This is a genomic window from Cryobacterium sp. Hb1 (assembly GCF_004403585.1).
In the GTDB taxonomy this organism is placed as follows: domain Bacteria; phylum Actinomycetota; class Actinomycetes; order Actinomycetales; family Microbacteriaceae; genus Cryobacterium; species Cryobacterium lyxosi.
This window is the reverse complement of record NZ_SOHI01000023.1, coordinates 44588-66925: the sequence shown is the minus strand read 5'-3', so window position 1 is coordinate 66925 and position 22338 is coordinate 44588. Positions and strand designations below refer to the sequence as shown.

20 protein-coding genes are annotated in these 22338 nt (G+C 60.8%); 14 read left to right on the top strand and 6 right to left on the bottom strand.

The genetic code is table 11. The features are described 5' to 3' along the window. The first annotated feature begins 99 nt into the window (after positions 1–99). The 9 genes from E3T38_RS07220 to E3T38_RS07180 all read left to right on the top strand — a co-directional run bounded on the left by E3T38_RS07220 (position 100) and on the right by E3T38_RS07180 (position 9672). A complete protein-coding gene (locus E3T38_RS07220; protein WP_134547480.1) occupies positions 100–1335 on the top strand; it encodes an epoxide hydrolase family protein in 1236 nt (411 codons plus the stop codon). Between the two features lie 174 nt (positions 1336–1509). Beyond that, complete coding sequence (locus tag E3T38_RS07215; protein ID WP_134547478.1) at positions 1510–2670, top strand: sugar ABC transporter substrate-binding protein; 1161 nt, start codon at positions 1510–1512, stop codon at positions 2668–2670. Positions 2671–2764: 94 nt separating this feature from the next. Next, the gene (locus E3T38_RS07210) at positions 2765–3814 is read left to right on the top strand and encodes an ABC transporter permease (RefSeq protein ID WP_134547476.1); all 1050 of its coding nucleotides are present in this window, start codon (positions 2765–2767) and stop codon (positions 3812–3814) included. 5 nt (positions 3815–3819) lie between these two features. Further along, positions 3820–5346 carry a sugar ABC transporter ATP-binding protein gene (locus E3T38_RS07205; protein WP_134547474.1) on the top strand — a complete coding sequence of 509 codons (1527 nt, stop codon included), beginning with the start codon at positions 3820–3822 and terminating at the stop codon, positions 5344–5346. Continuing rightward, positions 5346–6353 carry an ABC transporter permease gene (locus tag E3T38_RS07200; protein WP_134547472.1) on the top strand — a complete coding sequence of 336 codons (1008 nt, stop codon included), beginning with the start codon at positions 5346–5348 and terminating at the stop codon, positions 6351–6353. Before E3T38_RS07205 ends, E3T38_RS07200 begins: the two co-directional genes overlap by 1 nt. 19 nt (positions 6354–6372) lie before the next feature. Further along, complete coding sequence (gene pepD / locus E3T38_RS07195) at positions 6373–7869, top strand: beta-Ala-His dipeptidase (RefSeq protein ID WP_134547470.1); 1497 nt, start codon at positions 6373–6375, stop codon at positions 7867–7869. A 91-nt stretch (positions 7870–7960) separates the two neighbouring features. Next, entirely contained in the window at positions 7961–8533 is a 573-nt protein-coding gene (locus tag E3T38_RS07190; RefSeq protein WP_198417323.1) for an RNA polymerase sigma factor, read from the top strand. Then, positions 8520–9128, top strand: coding sequence for a hypothetical protein (locus E3T38_RS07185; protein WP_134547466.1), 609 nt, complete (start codon positions 8520–8522; stop codon positions 9126–9128). The genes E3T38_RS07190 and E3T38_RS07185 overlap by 14 nt, the downstream gene beginning before the upstream one ends. 328 nt (positions 9129–9456) lie before the next feature. Then, positions 9457–9672 carry a DUF2945 domain-containing protein gene (locus E3T38_RS07180; protein ID WP_134547464.1) on the top strand — a complete coding sequence of 72 codons (216 nt, stop codon included), beginning with the start codon at positions 9457–9459 and terminating at the stop codon, positions 9670–9672. A gap of 240 nt (positions 9673–9912) precedes the next feature. Here E3T38_RS07180 and E3T38_RS07175 read toward each other — a convergent pair whose 3' ends face one another. The 3 genes from E3T38_RS07175 to E3T38_RS07165 form a co-directional block, all read right to left on the bottom strand. Next, positions 9913–11124: an FAD-binding domain-containing protein gene (locus tag E3T38_RS07175; RefSeq protein WP_198417322.1), complete on the bottom strand. Its 1212-nt coding sequence runs from the start codon at positions 11122–11124 to the stop codon at positions 9913–9915. Between the two features lie 95 nt (positions 11125–11219). After that, positions 11220–13055, bottom strand: coding sequence for a glycoside hydrolase family 2 protein (locus E3T38_RS07170; RefSeq protein ID WP_134547462.1), 1836 nt, complete (start codon positions 13053–13055; stop codon positions 11220–11222). Positions 13056–13110: 55 nt separating this feature from the next. Then, positions 13111–14124, bottom strand: a complete 1014-nt coding sequence (locus E3T38_RS07165) for a LacI family DNA-binding transcriptional regulator (RefSeq protein WP_134547460.1) — start codon at positions 14122–14124, stop codon at positions 13111–13113. Between the two features lie 219 nt (positions 14125–14343). Here E3T38_RS07165 and E3T38_RS07160 point away from each other — a divergent pair, with 219 nt between their 5' ends. The 5 genes from E3T38_RS07160 to E3T38_RS07140 all read left to right on the top strand — a co-directional run bounded on the left by E3T38_RS07160 (position 14344) and on the right by E3T38_RS07140 (position 19527). Next, positions 14344–15651, top strand: coding sequence for an ABC transporter substrate-binding protein (locus tag E3T38_RS07160; RefSeq protein WP_134547458.1), 1308 nt, complete (start codon positions 14344–14346; stop codon positions 15649–15651). A gap of 93 nt (positions 15652–15744) precedes the next feature. Then, the gene (locus tag E3T38_RS07155) at positions 15745–16668 is read left to right on the top strand and encodes a carbohydrate ABC transporter permease (protein ID WP_134547456.1); all 924 of its coding nucleotides are present in this window, start codon (positions 15745–15747) and stop codon (positions 16666–16668) included. Continuing rightward, positions 16665–17564 carry a carbohydrate ABC transporter permease gene (locus E3T38_RS07150; protein ID WP_241984349.1) on the top strand — a complete coding sequence of 300 codons (900 nt, stop codon included), beginning with the start codon at positions 16665–16667 and terminating at the stop codon, positions 17562–17564. Before E3T38_RS07155 ends, E3T38_RS07150 begins: the two co-directional genes overlap by 4 nt. A 5-nt stretch (positions 17565–17569) precedes the next feature. Then, complete coding sequence (locus E3T38_RS07145) at positions 17570–18556, top strand: glycoside hydrolase family 43 protein (RefSeq protein WP_134547454.1); 987 nt, start codon at positions 17570–17572, stop codon at positions 18554–18556. Positions 18557–18585: 29 nt separating this feature from the next. Then, complete coding sequence (locus E3T38_RS07140) at positions 18586–19527, top strand: aldose 1-epimerase family protein (protein ID WP_134547452.1); 942 nt, start codon at positions 18586–18588, stop codon at positions 19525–19527. Between the two features lie 33 nt (positions 19528–19560). Here E3T38_RS07140 and E3T38_RS07135 read toward each other — a convergent pair whose 3' ends face one another. The 3 genes from E3T38_RS07135 to E3T38_RS07125 form a co-directional block, all read right to left on the bottom strand. Continuing rightward, positions 19561–20871: an MFS transporter gene (locus E3T38_RS07135; RefSeq protein ID WP_134547450.1), complete on the bottom strand. Its 1311-nt coding sequence runs from the start codon at positions 20869–20871 to the stop codon at positions 19561–19563. A 76-nt stretch (positions 20872–20947) separates the two neighbouring features. Next, complete coding sequence (locus tag E3T38_RS17450) at positions 20948–21112, bottom strand: 3-hydroxyacyl-CoA dehydrogenase NAD-binding domain-containing protein (protein ID WP_134547448.1); 165 nt, start codon at positions 21110–21112, stop codon at positions 20948–20950. After that, a complete protein-coding gene (locus E3T38_RS07125; RefSeq protein ID WP_134547446.1) occupies positions 21109–22293 on the bottom strand; it encodes a thiolase family protein in 1185 nt (394 codons plus the stop codon). The genes E3T38_RS17450 and E3T38_RS07125 overlap by 4 nt, the downstream gene beginning before the upstream one ends. Positions 22294–22338 lie beyond the last annotated feature (45 nt).

The window sequence follows — 22338 nt, the reverse complement described above, 5'->3', positions numbered from 1 at the left end:
TTGACAGATGAACGCCGGATGAGATATAAAATGAATATACACGCAGTTACTGAATAAAAAATACCCCGCGTGTGCGACACGGAACAAGGAGGTTCTAGTTTGTTGGACTCGTTTGATGTTCGTCCGTACGAGATCCGCATCCCCGACGCGGATCTTGACGACATGATGGAGCGACTGAAACGGACTCGATTCCCCCAGGACTTTGGGAACGAAGACTGGCGCTATGGCTACAATACCGAGTACCATCGCACCCTCATCGACTACTGGATCAATGAGTACGACTGGCGCGCTGTGGAGCGTCAGATGAACGAACTCCCACACTTCAAGGTAGACGTGATGGGCGTTCCCCTGCACTTCATCCATGTACGTGGCAAGGGAACCAATCCGAAGCCGCTGCTTCTCCACCATGGCTGGCCGTGGACTTTCTGGGACGTCCGCAAGATCATCGAGCCTCTCACGGATCCGGTTAAATTCGGCGGCGTGGAGTCTGACTCCTTCGATGTGGTTCTCATCTCCCTGCCCGGCTACGGGTTCTCCTCGCCGCTCACAGAGACAGGGTGGAATTTCTGGAAGACCGCTGATCTTGAGAACGTACTCATGAAGCAGATCCTCGGGTATGACCGCTACGCCACCGCGGGAGGGGATTGGGGTGCGCTGATCGCACAACAGCACGGGCACAAGTACGAGTCCGATGTCATCGGCGTCTATACGCACTTTCCCGCGCAGATGTCGCACTATCTCGCACAACATCCCGACCAACCCGAGGGCATCGTGTTCGATTCTGCTTTGGGATTGCCGGCGGCGAGCGAGTACTCCGCTGACGAATCCGGCTGGTTCGATCGGGGAAAGTTGTTCGTCGAGAATGAAAGCGGCTACGGTGAGCTCCAATTGACGAAGCCACAGACGCTCGCGGCGCTCGTCGCCGACTCACCTGCAGCCCAGCTGGCTTGGATCACCGAAAAGCGGTACTTCTGGGGCCTCGCGGAACGAGGTAGCGGCACAGAGGCATTTGAGAATGTCTGGCCAAAGGACGACCTGATCACGACCGCCGCGGTGTACTTTCTCACCGGAACGGGCGGAACGTCCTCCCGGTACTACTGGGAATGCCGAGGAAACCCGTGGACTCCGAGTCACAACCGGTTCCCGGTCGTAGGAGTACCGACCGCTGTCTCGATCTACCCGGGCGAGATATACAAGCCGCCGAAAACCTGGACGGAGAAATACTTCAACCTCCAGCAATACCGGGTTCACCAGAGCGGTGGTCACTTTGCTCCTTTGGAGGAACCGGAAATCTATGTGACCGACGTCCGTGATTTCTTCCGCACCTTGCACTGACGCACGCTTTGTCGGCGCCCGATTCTAACGAATCGGTTACAGGTGAACTATCAAGCGAAATTTTCTTGTGTGCGCACCTCATCGCCTCTATCCTCACAATGAATCAAAAATGCTTCACTGAATAAAAATGCATGGGACGTAGTCCAAGCCTCACCCACCAACAAGGAGTCAAAGATGTCTCTGAAACACAATCGCGGTGCGCTCGTTCGATTCGCCGCCATCGCCGCTGTCGCTGCGCTCGCACTCGCCGGGTGCACGTCGACCGCGAGCGGAGCCGGCGGATCTTCTTCCTCTGGCCCCATTGCCAAGGAGGACCTGGTTCTCGTCGCCTCCGTCATCAACACCACCAACCCCTACTTCATCGCCAATATCGAGGGGGCAAAGGCTCTTTCCAAAAAACTGGACATTCCACTCGAGATCATCGACTCGCAGGGCTCGTCGCAGACTGAAATCTCAAAGATTCAGGCAATTCTGGCGCAGGGCAAGAAGGTCGTGATGTTCGTCAACACCGTCGCGAGCTCAGACACCCCGACGATCGTGGACGCTGTGAAGCGTGCCGGCGGCTACGTGTCGATCTGGTGGAACAAGCCGGACAACTTCGAGCCTTGGGACTCGGGCGACAATTTTGTGGCCTTCCAGAAGCACCCCGGCGTGGACTCGGGCCGCTGCAACGCTCAGGCGATCGGTGATGCGCTCGGCGGCAAGGGCAACGTCATCATGTTCCCCGGCGTCCAGGACAGCACAACGAGCCAGACGCGTGTTGCCGGCTTTGAGGCTGAAATGCGTGAAAACTACCCCGGGATCAAGATTCTCGAGAACCAGCCCTCGAATTGGGACCCGCAGCTCGCGAATCAGAATGCCAAGGACTTGATTGCAAAGTACGGAGACCAGATCAATGGTGTCTGGAGCGCCGACGACGGCATGCAGCTCGGTGCGATCCAGGCCTTCGACGACGCGGGTTTGCTGGACAAGGTGAAGTTCGCCTCTGACGGCCTGTACCCCGACACGGTGGCACTGATGGAGAAAGGCTATGGTAACAACGCCATCGTCGGCGAGACCTTCCACCGCGGCTACATGGCCTCCGCTATCGGTCTGTATACGGCCTACCTGGCAGCGACCGGAGAAATCGTTCCGTCTGAACTGCCCAAGGAAAAGCGCACGAGTTTTTTTGACATCAAGTGTGTGACGCCCGAAACCCTGGGCGACTACCTAAAGTACGACACCCCCACCGCTGCAGCTGATTTCGTCGACCAGCTCGTCGAGAAGGGCCCGTGGGACACCGAGCCGGCAACTCTGATCGGCGGCGGTGGACCCGAAGTCCTGCCCAAGCCGTAGCATTGCGGCCACCTGATCCGGCCCTCGTCTGATCGACGAGGGCCGGATCAGGTACATAACCATTATGTGATCGGTATCAACGAGGAGATTTCTCATGGTTCACAAAGTCTTGTCGGAACAGGGCGCGGGTGGCATAACCACCACCGCGATCAGGATCCGCGAGTCCGGCATCGAGCGCCGCGCTCGGTTTCGCGGTCTCGCCGAACCACTGAGTTTACTCGTGGCCCTCGCCGTTCTTATCAGTGTGTTTTCCCTGCTCAATGAACGTTTTCTGACCGCGTCCAACATTCAGAACGTACTCACCCAGTCCGCCATCCCCTTGATTGTGGCCGTGGGCGCGACTTTAGTTATTCTCCTCGGCTCTATCGACTTGTCCGTGGAGGGAGTCATGGGGGCAACCGGGATGACCTGGATACTCCTGAGTAATAACTCGCGCGGGGGAGCGGACCTGGGTCCGTGGGCTTGGGTTATCGCCCTCGGCGTGGCACTCCTGCTCGGAGTCGCCAGCGGTCTCATCTTCACCGCACTGAAGGTTCCCTCATTTATCGTCACTCTGGGGATGTGGTACGTCGGGCTAGGAATCGCCACCATGCTCTATGGAACCGACCTTCTCCCCCGTCTCGAGGATGAAGGACTCAAGGGCTGGACCTCGCGAATCAGTTTTGGTCTTCCTAACTCCTTCTGGGTGGCGCTGCTCGTCATCGGTCTGGGCATACTCGTTCTACGCAGCACCCGGATCGGCCGCGTGACCCTTGCCATTGGAAACAGCGAGACGATCGTTCGCTCGGCGGGCCTTCCCGCTTTCCCTGTGAAGGTCGCCGTCTTTGCCATCGCCGCTGTGCTGAGTGGGCTCGGCGGTATCCTCGCCACTGTTCAACTCGACATCGGGTCGCCCACAGTCGGCTCCGGGGTGCTCTTCATCGTCATCCCTGCAGTTGTCATCGGAGGAACTCACCTCGCCGGCGGAAAAGGGGGGATCCTGCGCACCGTATTGGGCGTATTCCTCCTGACGATCCTCAACAACGGACTCATCCTCTCCGGTGTTGAGTCGAGCTATCAGTCGGCCGTCACCGGTGCGATTCTGGTCGCAGCCATCGTGTTCGCCGCATGGTCGCAGCGTGACAGATTGCGGGTGGCGAAGTGAGCGACGTGACCACAACTCCTGCAGTGCTTCACCTGAACAATGTCTCCAAAAGCTTCGGATCTAATCGTGCCGTACGTGGAGTGTCCCTGAGCATCCAATCCGGTGAGGTCATTGGACTTATCGGCGAGAACGGCGCGGGCAAGTCCACGCTGCTGAAGATCTTGTCGGGCAACTATCGGCACGATGAAGGGACAATCGCCGTCAACGGACGCGAAGTCCAGTTCCGCGGGCCAGCTGATGCCCTGCGCGTGGGGATCGGGGTTGTTCACCAAGAGCAATCCCTATTCACGAACCTCACTATTGCCGAAAATATTGAGGTGAACACCCCAATCGGCCGGGGCGGTGTCAACCGGCTGGGGCTCTACAACTGGCGACGCCTCTACGCGGACGCGGCACAGGCTCTCGACCTGATCGGATCGCACTTGAATCCGAAGACGCGGGTCAGCGACCTGTCGTTCGTTGATCGCCAGATGGTCGAGATCGCACGAGCAATCCGGGTGAGTGCTGCCAGTCACACGACTCCTCTGGTGATCCTCGACGAACCGACCGCGATTTTGGAGAGGACGGAGACCGCGATCCTGGAGAGGGAAATCTCCAAGCTTCGCGACATCGGCTCGGTGATCTTCGTCTCGCACCGACTCGACGAGGTGATGCGGATTTGCGATCGCGTCGTCGTCATGCGTGACGGTGAATTGATCGCCGACCGCGCCGTCGATGACGTAACCGAAGAGGAACTATTCCGTCTTATGGTCGGTCGGGAAACTCACGCTGCCGTTCGAAGCCGGCGCAGTATCGATCCGGCGAATAGTCCAGTCATCTCGATCCACGACCTCACCCGGGCAGGCTCCTACGCGGATGTGTCGATCGATGCCTATCCCGGACGAATCCTGGCCATCCTGGGTACCAGCGGCTCTGGCCGCGAGTCCGTGGCGCGAGCGATATTCGGGGCGGAAGGCTTCGATTCCGGATCGGTCTCGGTCGCGGGCTATTCCGGACGCCAGTTGTCCATCAAGAAGGCCGTTGCTCTTGGTGTGGGCTACGTCCCCGCGGAGCGCAAGACAGAGGGAATGGTGGGGGAAATGCCGGCGGATCAAAACATCACGCTCACGCATCCCGGCTCCGCAGCCCTCGGGCCGTTCGAGCTTCCCCGACGCAGGCTGTCTCTGGCACGTGCGTGGTTTGAGAAGCTCGACATTCGGCCTCGCGAGCCGGAGCACATGCTGCAGGACTTTTCCGGCGGCAACCAGCAGAAGGTCGTCCTCGCCAAGTGGTTGAACTCCGCGCATTTGAAGGCTCTCGTGCTGGACCATCCGCTTCGAGGTCTCGACCCGGGCGCGGCCGAAACAGTGAATGCGCAGATTCGGTCGGTATGCGATGAAGGAACCGCGATCATCCTCATTCCCGACACGATCGATGAGGCGCTAGACATCGCCGACGACATCGTGGTGATGCGAGACGGCCGGATCTCCGGCGTCTTCGACCTCGGGCACGACAATCCCGCGACCCTGGACCTGCTCGAAAGGATGCTGTGATGACCAAGATTGACAGCGAGAGAACGAAGGTCGCCGTCCCTGCCCGCGGAAAGTTGCCGTCCGTGAAGCGCATCGGAGGCTGGCATGCGATTGGCCCAATCGTCATCTTCCTCGCGATACTCGTCGTCGTTGCCATCCTCACGCCAGCCTTCATCGGGAGCGGAGGACTGGCGATAATCGCGTCGTCGTCGGCCCCTATTCTTTTGCTGGCACTGGGGCAGGCAATGGTGCTCAACGTCGGGTCGATTGACCTGTCGAATGCCGCGATTGGCTTGCTGGGAGCAATCCTGCTCGCGCTCACACTCGGGCCCGTAGCGGGATTATCGCCGGTAATCGTGCTCCTGGCCACCACCGCTTTCGGAGCCGTGAACGGTTTGATCGTCGCCTACGCGCAGGTACCGTCCTTCGCCCTGACACTCGGCACGCTGGGAATCTTTCAAGCAGTTGCGCTCGTGGCCAGCGGCCGCACGACCGTCTACGTCGCCAGCAACGGGGAGGGCGTTCACGCGCTGTACGAAAGCGGAATCGCGAATGTGCCGATGACATTCTGGATGGGCGTGCTTCTTGCGGTCTCCCTTTGGGTGCTTTTGCGTTATACCCGCATCGGCCGCGGAATGACGGCCATCGGCAAGAACGAGTCGGCCGCGATCTTCTCTGCGGTTCGAACCCGGTCCCTCAAGGTGCTGGCCTTCGCTCTCTCGGGGTTCGCCGCCGGACTCGCCGGCATCGCGATCATCGCGCAGGCGGGGTCTGCGTCTCCCACCGGGCTGGGCAGCGACCTGCTGCTTCCCGCCATCGCCGCAGCTCTGATCGGAGGAACGTCAATCTCCGGAGGTGTCGTCAATCCGCTCACAGTAATTTTCGGAGCGTTGACCGTTGCCCTGGTTCCTATCGCGACGACCGCCGTCGGCATCGACGCCCAGGCACAGAGCTTGGTCTATGGCGCGGTCATCATCGGGGTAGTTGCCCTCACCATGTCGCGCAACAAATCAAGCATTGTCAAGTAACAAACGAGAGGGATCACATATGTCTGCAGTGGACGTCATAGAAGCGACCAACTCTGGCGTGCTCAGAGACCTCGAACCGCGCGAGGTATTCCAATTCTTCGAAGTGCTCACGAGCATCCCGCGAGGGTCAGGGAACGAGGAACAGGTCGCCAACTGGGTCGTGGATTTCGCGCGAACGCTCGGACTCGAGGCGACCCAGGATGACCTGCACTGCGTACTCGTTAAAAAGCCAGGGCAGGGAGGCCTGGAGAATGCAGCCCCGCTCATTTTGCACGGCCACCTGGATATGGTCTGCGAAAAGGCCGAAGGTGTCGATTTCGACTTCGTGAACCAACCGTTGAGCCTTGTCGTCGACGGCGAGTACATCTCGGCAACGGGAACGTCTCTGGGGGCGGACAACGGAATTGGAGTGTCCTACATCCTCGCACTGCTGGAATCGACGGACATTCCTCATCCGCCGCTGGAGGCAGTACTCACAGCCATGGAAGAGAAGGGGAAGGTGGGGGCCGGACAGTTCGACGTCACGCAACTCGCTGGGCGGCGCATGATTGACTTCAACTGGATAACCGACGAAGAGATCCTCGCGGGGTGCAGCGGAGACGTGACGTTCACAATCGATGTCCCGGGGGAGTTCGAACCAATACCGGATACCTTGACCCGCGCGCGCTCGCTGGAGGTGCGCGGGCTCAATGGTGGTCACTGCGAATTCGACATTCAGTTGGAGCGGGCGAACGCTCTGCAGGTGCTGGCCCGCGCGGTCCACAGGCTGTCCGGTGAGCATGAGGTGCGCATTGCCGATCCGTTTGGCGGTGCTCAAAATAGTGCGATCCCGGCCGATGCATCCGCTGTCATCGTCTTTAATGACGCGGACACGGATTCGATCGAGGCTCTCATCGCCGAGCTCGATGTACATCTCAAGAGTGAATACCAGATTTCTGACCCCGCCATTCGCGTCGAACTGAAGAACGCGATACGTCCTAATGTCGCATTTTCGCGTGCCGCCGGACTCCGGCTCATGACCGTTTTGCGGCTTATCCCGCAGGGGGTGGTCAGCTGGAATCTGCACGTCCCCGGTCGTGTGGAAACGTCGAACAATGTCGGAACGTTGCGACCGACGGCTGACGGTGCACGGATCATGTCGACGGTCACGTCGGCCCTGACCACGAGGAAACACGAGTTGATCGAGCGAGTACAAGCGCTCGTGGCGCTCGCCGGCGGTGGTGTCGTCTGTGAGCTCTACGGCCTGGACGCGCCGGAGTTTCCGTATCGTCCGCAATCCCAACTCCTGGCCACGGCATCCGCGGCCTACCGTGACGTGCTCGGCAAGGAGCCCAACGTCGAGGTGTCTCAGTGCTCACTTGAGCTCGGTATGTTCAGCAGAAGGGTGCCCGTCGCCGATATCATCTCGATCGGCACCGAGCTTCAGGCCCTGCATTCTGCCGCGGAGAGGGTGAATCACAAGTCCGTGGAACGTGTCTGGCCGCTGATCAAGATGGTCGTTTCGCGACTGGGATAAGCAGGGGCGGAAAGCCGACAGGTGGAACGGCACGAGAAAACCCCGTATGAAATCCCCGCGCCCCTGCCGGACATACCTCAGTATGAGAGTTGTGACGGACACCGACACCAACCGCGAGAAGCGAATGCGCCACCTCGTCGCACTCGTCATCGACCCGGTGAGCCGCTACCTGCACCGCCGTACCGACGCCGCGACGGCCGACGACGTGATCGGCGACACCCTGCTGGTGTGCTGGCGCCGCCTTGACGAAGTGCCCGACGACGCCCTGCCGTGGGCGATCGTCGTCGCGCGGCAGTGCCTCAGCAACGCCCGACGTGCCGAGCGTCGCCGCACCCGTCTCATCGGCCGCATCATCGCAATCGACCCGCCACCGGCCGCTGCGGACGAGAGCCCCGCCGCATCCACCGTCGATGGCACAGCCGAGGCGGCCCGCGTGACCGCAGCCCTTGCTGGCCTGCGCCGAAACGACGCCGAGATCCTGCGACTGTGGGCGTGGGACGAATTAACGAGCCCGCAACTTGCCGTTGTGCTCGGCATCAGCGCAAACGCAGCGGCGATCCGACTTCACCGTGCAAAGGCGCGACTCAAGCAGGAGCTAGTGAAATCCGGCAACCCGACCGGACATATAACTTACGACGAAGGGAGCGAAGATGCACGACGATGACCGTGCGCTGCGCGATCAGCTGCGCGCCGCCGATCCGGCCCGCGGGCTGCCCCCTGCCTCGCCGACGTGGCTCGACCACAGAATGGAGCAGATCATGACCGACGAGTCTTCCAGCACCAGGACCGTCACCCCCGAGGCGCCGCGACGCGACTTTCGGCGGTGGAGGCCGGTAATCGGTGTCGCCGCCGGCCTCGCCATCGCCGCTGCAATCGTCGCGCCCCTCGTGCTCGGCGGCCAGGAACCCACCGTCGAGACGCTGCAGCCTCCCAGCGGTGGAGGCCTCGCGAGCGGCAGCTGCCTCGTGCTCGAGCCGGCGACCGTCGCGGCGCAGCAGCAGGCGTTCGCCGCGACGGTGCTGCAGATCCAGGGCGAGTCCATTTTGTTGGAGGTCACGGAGCGCTTCACCGGCGACGTCGCCGACCGCGTGGAAGTAGCCCAAGTCGATGCGGTGACCTCCGACTTCTCGGGCGTGCCTTTCGAGGTTGGCCAGAGCTACCTCGTCGGCGCAGTCGATGGAACGATCACCGGCTGCGGCGTGACCGGGGCCGACAGCACCGAGCTCCGCGCAGTCTACGACGCAGCGTTCCCTGGCTGATCCAAGCCCGCAAAGCAGCTGGTGGCAATAATGCGTGAAATCGTCCCCTCTGGTATTGGAAACGCCACGGTGGTCAGTGCGACCGCTGTGCGAGCGCCGTCCCGCGCCGCAGCTGGGACGGGGCGCCCAGCGCAACATCCGCTGACCTGGGTCAGGTTGACGTGCCGTGGACGGTTCGAGACGGTCCGGCGAGCAACCTGTTCTGTGTGTTGAAACCGCGCTCGGTCTGTCAGCAGAGCGCCGACGTTTCGGCCTCATGAGGCCGATTGCAAACAAGATCAACCCCGCCGTGCTAGCCCAGATCCGTCTCCGTCCGTATGCTTCGAGGATGACAGACTTCAGCACAGGCGACCGAGTGAGTTGGGCGACATCTCAGGGACGAACTCAGGGGGAGATAGTCGAGAAGAAGACGAGTGATTTCGACTTTGCGGGCCAAAGGTTTCACGCCTCGAAAGATGAGCCGGCCTTTATCGTGAAATCTGAAAAGACGGATGCCGAAGCCGCGCACAAGGCCAGCGCCCTTCGCAAGCTGTCGCCACGTTAGAACCGATGGAGTGTGCGGCCGCTGCCCCGTCATACCCGGCCGGACTGCGATGGGTATACAGCAGCACAACCTCAACCATTCAAAACTCAGTGTTGCCCAGCGGCAAATCTAGACCTGCCGCTGGGCCGGTGTGCCAGGAACCAGCCCTGGCGTTTCGGGCGTCGGCGCATCGGTTGGCGCGCATGGTCGATTTCTGCGCGGAAAGTTACTGCGCAACCCGGTCAGTGACGCACTTTCAGGCTATTTTGGCCGCGCCAGGTTCTTGCGCCACGCCGAAAAACTCTGGACAGAGCCGGCGTGAGGTTGGGCAAGCCAGGGCCATGGATGAAGCTCCACCGCGGTCCCGGCGTATTTCTCGAAGCTCGGAACCGGAGCCCAGGTGATCGCGGCGCTGAGTTCTGGAGCGATTCGTCTCGGGTCTCCAAGATGTACGATTACCTCGCGCCGCGCAGCCAGGTCCTGCAGCGTCTCGACGAAAAATACCAACCTTTTGCTCGAAAGCTGAAGTTTTTCAAGGGCTGGTTCGTCAAAGATAAAGACGGCCGGCAGCTGGGGATGCGCAAGAAGAGCGGGATCCGCATCGCCCAGCGATTCGACCGTGAGCAAGACCGATTTCGGCGTGGAGCGCTCGACGACCGTGGTGGGACCTTGCGTGGTTGCAAGATCGTCGTCCCGCACGAGCAGCGGAGTCGGATTCAAAACCGGGTGCAGATCTCGGTCTGGAGGAAAATTTTGGATCGGGCAGTTGCGGTTGAGGGGGCACGCCGCACACAATTGAGGCGCGCGTTTCTCGACCTGCCAACGCGCGAATCCATAGGGTTTGCTGGAGCCTGCGCCAACCGTCCATTGCCACCCGAGCAGGTTGGCCGCGCGAGAACCGTCTAACAGATGGCGATGAAAATACTCCTGACCGGCCACCCAGCCTGCCCCGGATCGCACCGTGTACTGCGAGGCGAGCCACATACGGGACTGGTTCACCAGCCAGCCGTCTGTCTCCAAACTCGAGAGCGCCCAGTCGACGCAGGCCATTTCGCGCGGCCAGGCCGCTGGCGCAAATTCCCCCGACCATGCAACGTCAAACCGCAAATTGCGATGCAGGTGCATGCCAACACGAGCATATAAATGTCGGGCATACTCCTGCCAGAACAATTCGTCACGGAATTTGGAGACATCCGGTGCCGGACCTGCAGCGGCTGCATTCCAGACTTCCCGCAAAGGAAGCAACCCGTGGCGAATGTAGGGCGACAACCGGGAGGCGCCGCGACCCGTTTCCGGAAGTACCCGGTTGCGTGTCGCGGCATACCCTGTCACGTCAAACGCGGCGAGCGCAGCATCCGCCGCCGTTTGGCCGCCGCGGATCTCGGGACTTGCCCTGATTCGATCACTCACGAGGTGCGACAGGTGTCGATCGACAACGGCTTCGGCGGAGATACCAGCAAGGTCAATGATCACCGGGTCATCATAACGCCGGCCGATACAAAGCTGTAGATACGGTCGTAATCATCCGTACCCGGTGCCTGGGTGCAGATTTGACGCAGCGACAGCCGTCACTCGAGGGGGGGCGCGCCTTCCCCGGACACGATACTGCGGATGACGGCGATCGGCAGTTTGGGCTTCCGGTTCGCGTCGGTCAGCCCGTTCGTCTCCTGCATGGTGTCCGTTAGCTGGGTGTAACAGAAGCCGGAGAGTATTGGGTTGTCCCGAAGACTGCCGACGAGACCTGAGACTCGACTTTCGAAGTCCTCATAGCTCGTTGCTGTCGTGTAGCCCCAGGAATCAGCGGCAGCGTCCGGCGCGAAGCTCACCCCGCCGAATTCCGTGACCATAATCGACTGACCCTCGATCTCCCGGGGGATGAGCTGGAGGCGGCGGCCGGCCGGGCCCATACCCGCAACGAGGGCACGGATGGCGTCGATGTCGCGGTAGTTGGTATCGAGCTGTTCGGCCGTACCGGCGTAGTCATGGATCGTAAGGATGTCAGAAATCGCGTGCTCCCAGCCGTCGTTGGAAATGACGGGGCGGCTCGGATCGAGCGATCGGGTCAGATGGTAGAGCGACTGGGCGAAGCTCATCTGGGCGTCGTCATGTGCGATCTGTTGAACGCCCCAACTCTCATTGAGGGGAACCCAAGTGACTATCGACGGATGTGATCGGTCACGGCGCACCACGTCGGTCCATTCGCGGGTGACTCGCGACACTGCCTCCGAAGAGAACTCGTATGTGCTCCCCATTTCACCCCAAATGAGAAGTCCGAGCCGATCCGCCCAATAAAGAAATCGGGGGTCCTCGACCTTTTCGTGAATTCTTGCGGCGTTGAACCCGAGGGCCTTGATGAGCTCCACCTCGGCGCGCAGGGCTTCGGCTGAAGGGGCAGCGAGGTGGGACTGTGGCCAGTATCCCTGCTCGAGCACCGATCGTACGAAATAGGGTCGGTCATTGAGCAGGAACCTACCGCCCGCGACGCTGGCGCTGCGTAACCCAAAATACGAGTAACAATCGTCGAGAATGCTCCCGTCGTCAGCAATGATTGACACATGCGCGTCAATAAGTCGCGGGTTTTCCGGCGACCACAACAGAGTCTCGAAGGCCTGACCGTTTGACTGTCGCGCAATCTGAATGGTTGCCAGAGAGCGCGGCTCCAGAGTCAAGAAGGACTGCCTCGCAAGAATTTCACCCTCGATGGACAGTTCCACCTGCACGCTTACACCGCTCGCCGGTCGTCGACTCAGACCCACCTCGATCTCAACGTTCCCAGCCTGCGCATTCGGGGTCCAATTCAGTGCTTCGATGCGCTGGACTGGCACAGACTCGAGCCAGACCGGTTGCCAAATGCCCGTCGTACGGTGGTACCAAATCACGTGCGGCTCTTCAAGCCAATCCTGTTTGCCCCGCGGCTGAGCGACGTCGTGAGGGTCATCCTCAGCACGAACCACGAGCACGCAGTCCTTTTGAAGCGTCAGCGCTTCGGTGACGTCAAAGGAGAACGGCGTCTGGCCGCCCTCGTGTGACCCAAGAAACTGGCCGTCGATCCATACAGATGCGCGGTAGTCAACAGCCCCAAAATGCAGTATCACCCGGTCACGCTCTAAAGAACGACCGCTCGCGGCCACGTCTTCTGCGCTGATGACGCGCGAGTACCAGACCACGGGGTGGAAGCCAGGGTCGCTGATTCCGGACAACTCTGACTCGGGGGGGAACGGAACGGTGATGACCTGGCTCAGGTGCGAAGCATTTGCGAACCAGCGTTCGTTCCTGCCAATGTCCCGGTCGTCGTGTTCGAATGCCCACTCGCCGGCCAGGTCGTGCCAAGTCTGGCGAACAAGTTGGGGGCGGGGGTACACGCCACCCTGGGCACTGGCAGAAAACAGGAGAGAACGCGACATACCGCAATCATGCCGTCAAATTACAGCGCTGTAAAGTTTTGCGAGATTGAAGACGCTAGGGAGTGTGTGGAGCGCTCTCGCGCACTGCGAGCGAATGCCCCACGATCACGTGCCGGCCAACGCCCCGGTATCCAGCAATTCGTTCCTCGAGGAGATCGAAGGCAGCCGCGACAAGTTCGGTCTTCTTTGGCGCCACCGAGGTGAGCGTCGGGGAGGTGTATGCACCCAGGAAGGTGTTGTCCCAGCCGACCACGGCTACGTCACCGGGTACCGAGCGCCCGGTGTCATGGAGGGCCTTCAGCGCGCCGATCGCGAACCGGTCGTCGCGACAGACCACGCCGTCGAAACGCACCCCGCGGTCGATCGCCTCAGTGACTGAACGAAGGCCGGCCTCCGCAGTGAATTCCAGCGCAGTGAAGACGAGCTCGGGATCCAATCGAACCCCTGCCTCCAGCAGGCCCTGTTGGTAGCCAAGAAGACGCTGATTTGTCGAACCAGTGATGTCGGCCGCGATGACTCCGAGGAAGGCAATGCGACGGCATCCGCTCGCCAAAAGATGCCGCGTAGCATCGAGGGCGGCCGAGACGTTGTCGATCATCACGTGGTCGGTCATAACGGGTCTGGCGGCCTCGCCGAGTAAAACCAGGGAAGTGCCAGCATCGAGCTTGGCAATGTCAAGCGTTTCCATGCGGACGGGGTGAAAGATCACGCCGTCGACCAGTCCCGCTTCGCGATCGATGAGTACCGCTCGCTCTAAATCAGGATCGCTCAACGTCTGCTCGATGATGACGCGGTATCCCCGCCGGGTTGCTTCCTCTGCCATGTGGCGTGATAGCTCCGAAAAGTACGGGTGGTCGATTTCCGGGATGGCCAGGGCGATCATTCCGGTTTTCCCGGTAGCCAAGCGCCGTGCCGTCAGGTTGGGGCGATACCCGAGCTGGTCGATGGCGGCTTGCACCTTCTCGCGAAGGGCTGGAGCCACGTGGGGATAGCTGTGAACGACGTTCGAGACGGTCTTCATGGACACGCCTGCAAGTTCCGCAACGTCGATGAGTCGAATTCTTGCCATGTTTGTCCCGTCCAGTTCGGTCCGGACCATCCTAGGGCGACTGCAGCTGGCGCTGGAAACGGCACGTGGGTCGGATTTGCTATATGTAAACAAATATCTTTCTAGCGCTGTACATTAGCTGTAGGCACTTGTTTGACGCACCGTTACGTGCGGGGAGAATGAGGCCGGCTCTGCGCATGGGTCGCGGAGCGATGTTTTCAATGAGGAGGACGAACGATCATGAAGCAGAAAGACTTCTCCGGGCGGCGAGTACTGGGGGTCACCGCTCTCGGTGCCGCACTTGTGCTGGTTCTCGCCGGATGCTCCACGGGCGGAACCGACCAGGCGGCAAGTGAGCCCTTCACCGGTGAATACGCCGGACCTGAAGTCGAGCTGTCTTACTGGAACGGATTCACCGGCGGTGATGGCCCGTTCATGGAGACGATGGTCTCCGACTTCAACGCGGAGCACGACAACATCAAGGTTGTCTCAAACACGATGCAATGGACTGACTTCTACCAGCGTCTTCCCGCTGCGGTGACTGCTGGAGAGGGCCCGGACGTCGGCGTGATGCACCTGGACCAGCTCGCGACCAATGCCGCGCGAAGCGTCATAGTACCGATCGACGATCTCGCCGAGGAATTGGGTCTGACGTCGGATGACTTCACCGAGGAAGTCTGGGATGCCGGCGTCTATAAAGACGCCCGATACGGTATCCCGCTCGACGTGCACTCCCTAGCCATGTACTACAACACCGAACATTTCGCCGCCGCGGGGATCACGGAGGCCCCGACCGACGCGGCTTCCTTCCAAGATGCGCTCGACAAGCTTCAGGCAGCTGGCTATGAAACTCCCTTCTGGATGCCGACGAGGTGGCCAAGCCACCTCATGAATCTCTCCTTGCTTTGGCAGAACGGCGGTGAACCGTACGGCGACGACGGAGCAGCGTTTGATTCAGCGGCCGGGGTAGAGGCACTTGAATGGCAGCGCTCTATCGTGGACGACGGTTATAGCCCGAGTGACGTCGCCATCGACTCTCAATACGTCGCTTTCAAGAACGGTGAGACCTCGATTACTTGGGACGGCATCTGGCAGATCAACGATCTAGCCGAGTCCGGCCTTCCGTACGCGGTCGCCCCGATTCCCACAATCGGCGAAACAGACGCTGTATGGGCCAACTCCCATAACTTCTTCCTTCCGCGCCAGAGCAACGCCGACCAGAACAAGGTCGACGCGTCGAAGGTATTCATCGCTTGGATGAGCGAGCAATCGGCCGAGTGGGCAGGCTCGGGCATGATCCCCGCTCGTCAGTCAGTGCGAGATGCAGGTGCCCTCAAGGGGCTCCCGCAGGAAGCAATCGCGGGGACGATCGATTCGATGCGTTTCCTGCCGCCCATTCCCGGGATCGGTGGAGTGCAGGCCGAGACCCTCGAAATCGCCGTCGCCGACGGGGTTCAGGGAACGACGACACCGAGCGAGGCGCTCAAAAAAGCCGCCGACTCGGCGACGCAACTCATGGACGACAACAAAGCCTCGTTCGGGGGCTGACCCATGTCGACCAAGGTAGGTGAGCGCGCACTTCCTACGGGGAGGGCGCGCCGCCCCTCGGCTTCCGAACCGGAGTCGCAGAACAAACGTGGAATGCGAGCGGGCACTCGGCAACAGGGGATTGCAACACCCTGGCTCTTTCTCGCCCCCTACCTGCTGCTGTTCGGCAGCTTCGTCATCCTCCCGGCAGTTCTAGGGGTGTGGATCAGTCTTCATTCCTGGGACTACACGCTGCCGAACAAACCCTTTGTCGGCCTCGACAACTACGTTGCCTTGTTCTCGCCCGGATCGACGGTTTCTGGCCCGTTCTGGGGATCTATGCGGGCCACCGGAATCTTCACGGTACTCAGCGTGCCGCTGCTCCTGATCGTCCCACTCGCCGTTGCCCTACTCATGAGCAAGAAGTTTCCCGGACGGGACTTCCTCCGAGCCATCTACTTTGCCCCCTACGTACTCGGCGTCGCCGTCATCTCGGTGCTCTGGCGATACCTGCTCGACAACAACATCGGGCTTGTGAACCACTATCTGGGACTCCTCGGACTCCCGGACGACACCGCGTGGACAACTACGACGCCCGCGGCCTGGGTCGCGCTCGTGGGAGTGACTGTTTGGTGGACGCTCGGATTCAACGCCGTCATCTACCTTGCCGGCCTTCAGGACATCCCGATCGAGCTCTATGAAGCCGCACGTGTTGATGGGGCCGGACCGTGGTTGCAGTTTCTGCACGTGACGATCCCCGGGCTCCGGCCCATCCTGTCGTTCATCACGATCATCACCCTCCTCGCATCCGCCAATATGTTCGGTCAGTCATATCTCATGACCCAGGGTGGCCCCGGACGGGAAACGCGCACGGCTATTTATCAGATCGCCGACACAGGTCTACGCAACTTTCAGATGGGCAGCGCAGCAGCGATGAGTTACGTACTAACCATCTTCCTCATGGCCATCAGCGCCTTTGTCTTCTATATCTTTCGCGAGAAACAGCCCAAGAAGCTCGAGAGGGAGGTGCGCTCGTGAGTAATTTCACGAAGACGAAGACGACGACGACGACAACGACGACGACGGTGCGTGCGGGAGCCCGAGCACGCCGGGGGAGTGGCAGCATCACTCGAGTCGTCGTTCTCGGCGCGATCGCGATCGCGTTCATCAGCCCGATCATCTTCATGATCGTGACCAGCCTCAAGACCCGGGCCGACGCGACTGCTATTCCACCGTCGTGGATTCCCAATCCGATTTCTCTGCAGGCTTTTGCGTCTATCCTCGCTCCCGGCACCGCGACACCGGTGCTGCAATGGTTCGCAAACAGCATGGTCGCAGCCGCCCTCAACGCCACGCTGGTCGTCATCACGGCGTCACTCGCGGCGTATCCGCTGGCACGAATGCAGTTTCGCGGCAAGAATTTCGTTTTCGTTATCATCGTCGCGACTCTTCTGGTGCCGCCGGTAATTCTGGTGATTCCCAATTACCTCATCGTGAGTGAACTGGGGTGGCTCAACTCCCTTGTCGCGATCATCATTCCAACGGCGGCATCCGCTTTTGGAGTGTTCTTCATGCGACAGTTCTTCGTGGGCCTACCGATCGAGTTGGAGGAGGCCGCCCGGCTCGATGGCGCGAACCGATTTGTGATCTTCATGCAAGTGGTTCTACCGCTCGCCAAACCAGCTCTTGCAACACTCGCGCTGCTCGCCTTCCTCGGCAACTGGAATGACTTCCTCTGGCCCGTTTACGTCTTGTTCAGCCCGGAGGTACAAACCCTGCCCGCTGGCCTGTCCACGCTTCAATCCGCAAATGCTGTGCGCTATGACCTACTCATGGCCGGCGCGGTCGTCGCGAGCGTGCCGGTGCTCGCGCTGTTCATCTTTCTCCAGCGCTTCATCATTGAGGGCGTTTCTCGCTCCGGCGTAAAGGGATAGCACCGATGAAGTCGGCTCGCCGCGCATCGTTGGCCTGGGTGTCTGCAGCCACTTTGACCGCCTTCGCGGTGACCGGCTGCACGGCGGCTGCAGAGCAATCGGCGCCCCCGGCGCTCGTCACAGCAGGCACCCCAGTACTCAATGTGAATTTTGCTGACCCCGATGTGGTGGAGGTGGACGGCACGTACTTCGCGTATGCCACCAACGACAACAACCGCAACGTGCAGGTGGCCTCGTCCACCGATCTTCTCGATTGGGAGGTCCTTCCCGACGCGTTGCCGGAGCTCCCGAGCTGGATCATTCCGGGGAAGACCTGGGCACCCGAAGTAACACGACTCACCGATGACTCCTTCGTAATGTACTTCACGGCGACGAATTTTGCGCCAACCCTGCAGTGCATCGGTGTTGCCACAGCCACCGATCCAGCCGGACCGTTCACCGTTCAGGGCGACGCCATGATCGTGTGTCCAGAAGACCAGGGCGGTGCAATCGATGCAAGCACCGTCGTCATCGACGACGTCCTGTATCTCGTCTGGAAAAATGACGGGAACTGTTGCGAACTCGACACGTGGATTCAAGCGGCTACGCTCTCTCCGAATGGACGCAGCCTCACGAGCGATCCCATCAGGATCCTGAAGCAAACCGAAGACTGGGAAGGCAACCTTATCGAGGCTCCGACCATTGTGGCTCGAGGTTCAGGACTTGTGATGCTCTACTCCGCGAACTCCTATGGCGATGATCAGTACGCCGTCGGTGCGGCAACGGCTGCCTCAATCGACGGCCCGTGGACCAAGGAGATTGGCCCCATTCTCTCGACCGACACCTCGGGGGGTCTCTACCGCGGGCCTGGTGGCCAAGACCTGGTCATGGACGTGGGTGGTAAGGACTACATCGTTTTCCATGCGTGGGACAAGGACTACACATACCGCGCATTGCACGTTGCTGAGGCTGATTGGGACGCCGACATTCCTCGGGTCGTGATCCCCGACTAAGCAATCCGACCCCAACTGAATGGTGCCCCATGGGAAATTCTGTCTCGCGCAGGCCGCTGTCGGGAACACAATTCGTTCTCGAGGCTAACGGCTACACCGCCTCGATCGCGAGCATCGGCGCGAGCATTCGATCGCTCCAGTATCACGGGCGAAACCTCATCGTGCCGTTCGACGCCGACCAGGTGCGACCGTTCTTTCGCGGCGCCATCCTGGCACCGTGGCCGAACCGAGTCGTTGATGGAAGGTACACATTCGGTGGCATCGAGCAACAGCTGAGTATTACCGAGCCGTCAAGGGGACACGCACTCCACGGACTCGCGTCCTGGCTGGACTTTGCTGTGGTGAGGCAGACGACCCGTCGGCTGGTTGTCGAAGCAACTATCGAGGCGCAACCTGGATACCCGCACCGGGTGACACTGGAGGTGGCTTTTGCCCTTGACGCTGGGGGCCTTCGAACGACTGTGACGGCAATGAATGCCGGCTCAATTGCTGCCCCGTTTGGTATTGCTCCGCACCCCTACCTTGTCGCCGGCGACGGCCGTGTCAACGACTGGACGCTCGAACTCCCAGCCAGGAGAATACTGACCGTGACTCCTGAACGTCTCATTCCCCTTCGCCTTCGCGACGTCAACGAAAGTGATGTCGCCGAATTTGATTTTCGCGCGCCACGGACGATCAATGACACCTTCATCGACCATGCCTTCACGAGTCTGGACCGGGACGACGAAGGTAACGCGACAGTTCGAGTGACGACAAGCGCGGGTAGTGGAGTGGCACTGGCGTGGGCTGGCGAATGCCCCTGGGTGCAAGTGCACACGGCTGACCAACCCGAACCCTCGATTGACAGAATCGGACTCGCCGTCGAACCAATGACCTGCCCCCCGGATGCTTTCAACTCCGGGGTGAACCTGAACGTCCTACAGCCAGGAGACTCGGCAGGCGCTTCGTGGACGATTCAAGCCATCGACTAGTTAGGTAACGCCGCACCACCGCCGACCACAGAATCAGGCGTCTTTCAAGTCGATGCCCTTCGTTTCCTTCATGATGAAACAGGCGATCCCTGTGCACGCGCAGAGAACAATGATGTACACGCTGGAGAGCCAGCCAACATCCAGCGAGTTGAGGAGGGCGTTTAAGTAGGGAGCGGTGCCGCCGAACACGGCCACTGAAATGGAATAGGCGAAACCGATGGCCCGGGTACGAATTCTGGTCGGAAAATTCTCGGAGAGAATGGCCGAGAGCAAAGCTCCGGGGATGGCGACGATCACTAAAGCGATCGCCGAGGCGAGCAGGAGCGTCCATCCCGCCGAAGTGATCATGGCAGTCAGGGGGAGGGAAAGCGCGATCATGAGTACGGCGAAGATCAGCATCATCGGGCGCCGACCGACTCGGTCGGAAATCCACCCCCAGAGCGGCAGGGTTGCCAGGGCGATCAACTGGGCCGTCAGGGTCATCCAGAAGGCGGTACCCGAGTCCATGCCTTTCTGGGTGATTGCGTAGGTGGAGGCGTACGAGGTCCAGGTGTAATGGGCCGCTGTCACCCCGGAAGTCATGGCGATCATCAGCAGGATTGTTCGGGCAACCTGAGCTTTCGGCAGCGGGGCCGGCTTTTCGGCGCCGGTCGTGTGTTCATCGAAGACCTCGCTCTCACCCATGTTGCGTCGCATATAAAGAGCCGCAAGGGCCAGGAAAGCGCCGAGGATGAACGGGATACGCCATCCCCAAGCCGCGACACTGGCGTCGGGCATGATGCTGGTCACCCCGCCGGCGACACCGTAGGCCAATACCGACCCGCCGAAGATAGCGATGAAGACGGCGCTGCCCCAGAGCCCGCGATGGCGTCGCGGCGCAATCTCAGCCACGTAGGTATAAGCGGTCGCGGTTTCTCCGCCGTGCGCAAACCCTTGGATGACCCTGACCATGAGCAGCAGGAGTGACGCCCAGGCGCCGGCATTCTGATATGTCGGCATCACAGCCATGGCCAGGCTTCCGCCCGCCATCATGAGCATTGTCGTGACCAGGACGAATTTGCGCCCGCGCCGGTCGGCGACCAGGCCGAAGACGATACCGCCAAGCGGTCGCATCAGGAAGCCGACGGCGAATACTCCCAGGGTGGAGAGGAGTCCGGAGATGGGATCTTCGGGGTTGAACATAGCAGCGGCGATGAACGGCGCAAAGACCGCGTAGGCGCTCCACTCATACCATTCGAGAACGTTGCCGAGAGTGCTGGCGATCAGGTCCCGCCGTTTCGACCGCTCGGTGACGCCGCTGGCTTCTCGGGCTGTGTCGTTGTCGGTCTCGTCGATCTGGGTCATCAGAAAAGGCTCCTTTGCCTCTAGATATTCACGTCATCGCACCCAAGCGGGATGTCGATGAGTCGCAAGTCGGAAATTATGTCGTGCGGGTAGAACCTGGCTCCGGTCTTTCGGCTGAAGTGTCATGAAGAGGCACCGTCCGGCGCGTACGGAGGCAGCTTTCGGCGATTCCGCGGCCCATTGCGCCCGAGCCGACAACACCCACCGTTTTGATTCTTGATATTCCGGTTCGGGGCGTCATACCTCGTACCTCCTGATCAGAGCGGCGAGTGCCTGGCCGCCGCCGATGCAGAGCGTGACGATGCCATATTCCGTGCCAGTGCGCTGCAAATGCCGGGCGGCGCGAAGGGTCAAAATGGCGCCGGTCGCTCCGATCGGGTGACCCATAGCGATGGCCCCGCCGTAGGGGTTCGTCTTTTCTGGATCAAGTTTCAGGTCGCGGATGACGGCGACGGACTGGGCCGCGAAGGCTTCGTTCAGCTCGACGATCTCAATGTCTGCCGGACTGAGTCCGGTCTCGTCAAAGAGTTTTCGCAGCGCTAGGGCCGGGGCATAACCCATCAGCGCCGGATCGATCCCGGCTGTCGCGACATATTCGAGAGTGGCCAGGCCACCGAGTCCTCGGTCGCGGGCGGTGCCGTCCTTCATCAAAATAACGGCCGCTGCGCCATCGTTGATTCCCGATGAGTTGCCGGCGGTTACGCTTCCCCCCGTCTGAAACGCCGGGCGGAGCCCCTGCAGCGTCTCGAGGGTAGTGTCCGGGCGCGGCGCCTCATCGACGGTCACCGTCACCGGCTTCTTCCCGGGAACCAGAACCGGTGTGATTTCCGCAAGAAATACCGCCTGCGCTTCCGCGGTGCCCGCTCGGCGTTGGCTTTCGCAGGCAAACTCATCCTGCTCCCGCCGAGACACCCCGTATTTTTTGGCCACATTTTCGGCCGTGACACCCATATGTTTTTCGCTGAACGGGTCGATGAGCATGGCCAGTGTGCCGTCCACCTGGGTGCGGTCGCCCAGCCGGGCATTGCCGCGGGCGTTGTAATCCAGGAAGGGCATCCGGGACATCGATTCATCGCCACCGGCCAGGATGACGTCGGCTCCACCCCAGCGCAGCTGCTGCGCAGCCGACCAGATGGCCTGCAGTCCGCTACCGCAGAGCCTGTTCACGGTGAAGGCGGGGGTGCGCTCGGGCACGCCGGCTGCCAGAGCGACGCGGCGGGCGTTGTAGGCATCCGCACCGGCTTGGCCGACGCAGCCCATGATGACCTCGTCGATGTCGTCCGCGGCAATGTCGCTGCGTGCCATTGCCGCGGCTGCAGCAATGGCGCCCAGCTGGTGTGCTGGCACGGCCGCCAGGGCCCCGTTGTATTTCCCGACGGGCGTTCTGGCTCCGTCAACGATGACTATCTTCTGCTGTGACACTGCAATCTCGTTTCTCTGACGTGCCGGGCAATGGCGTGAAAGGGT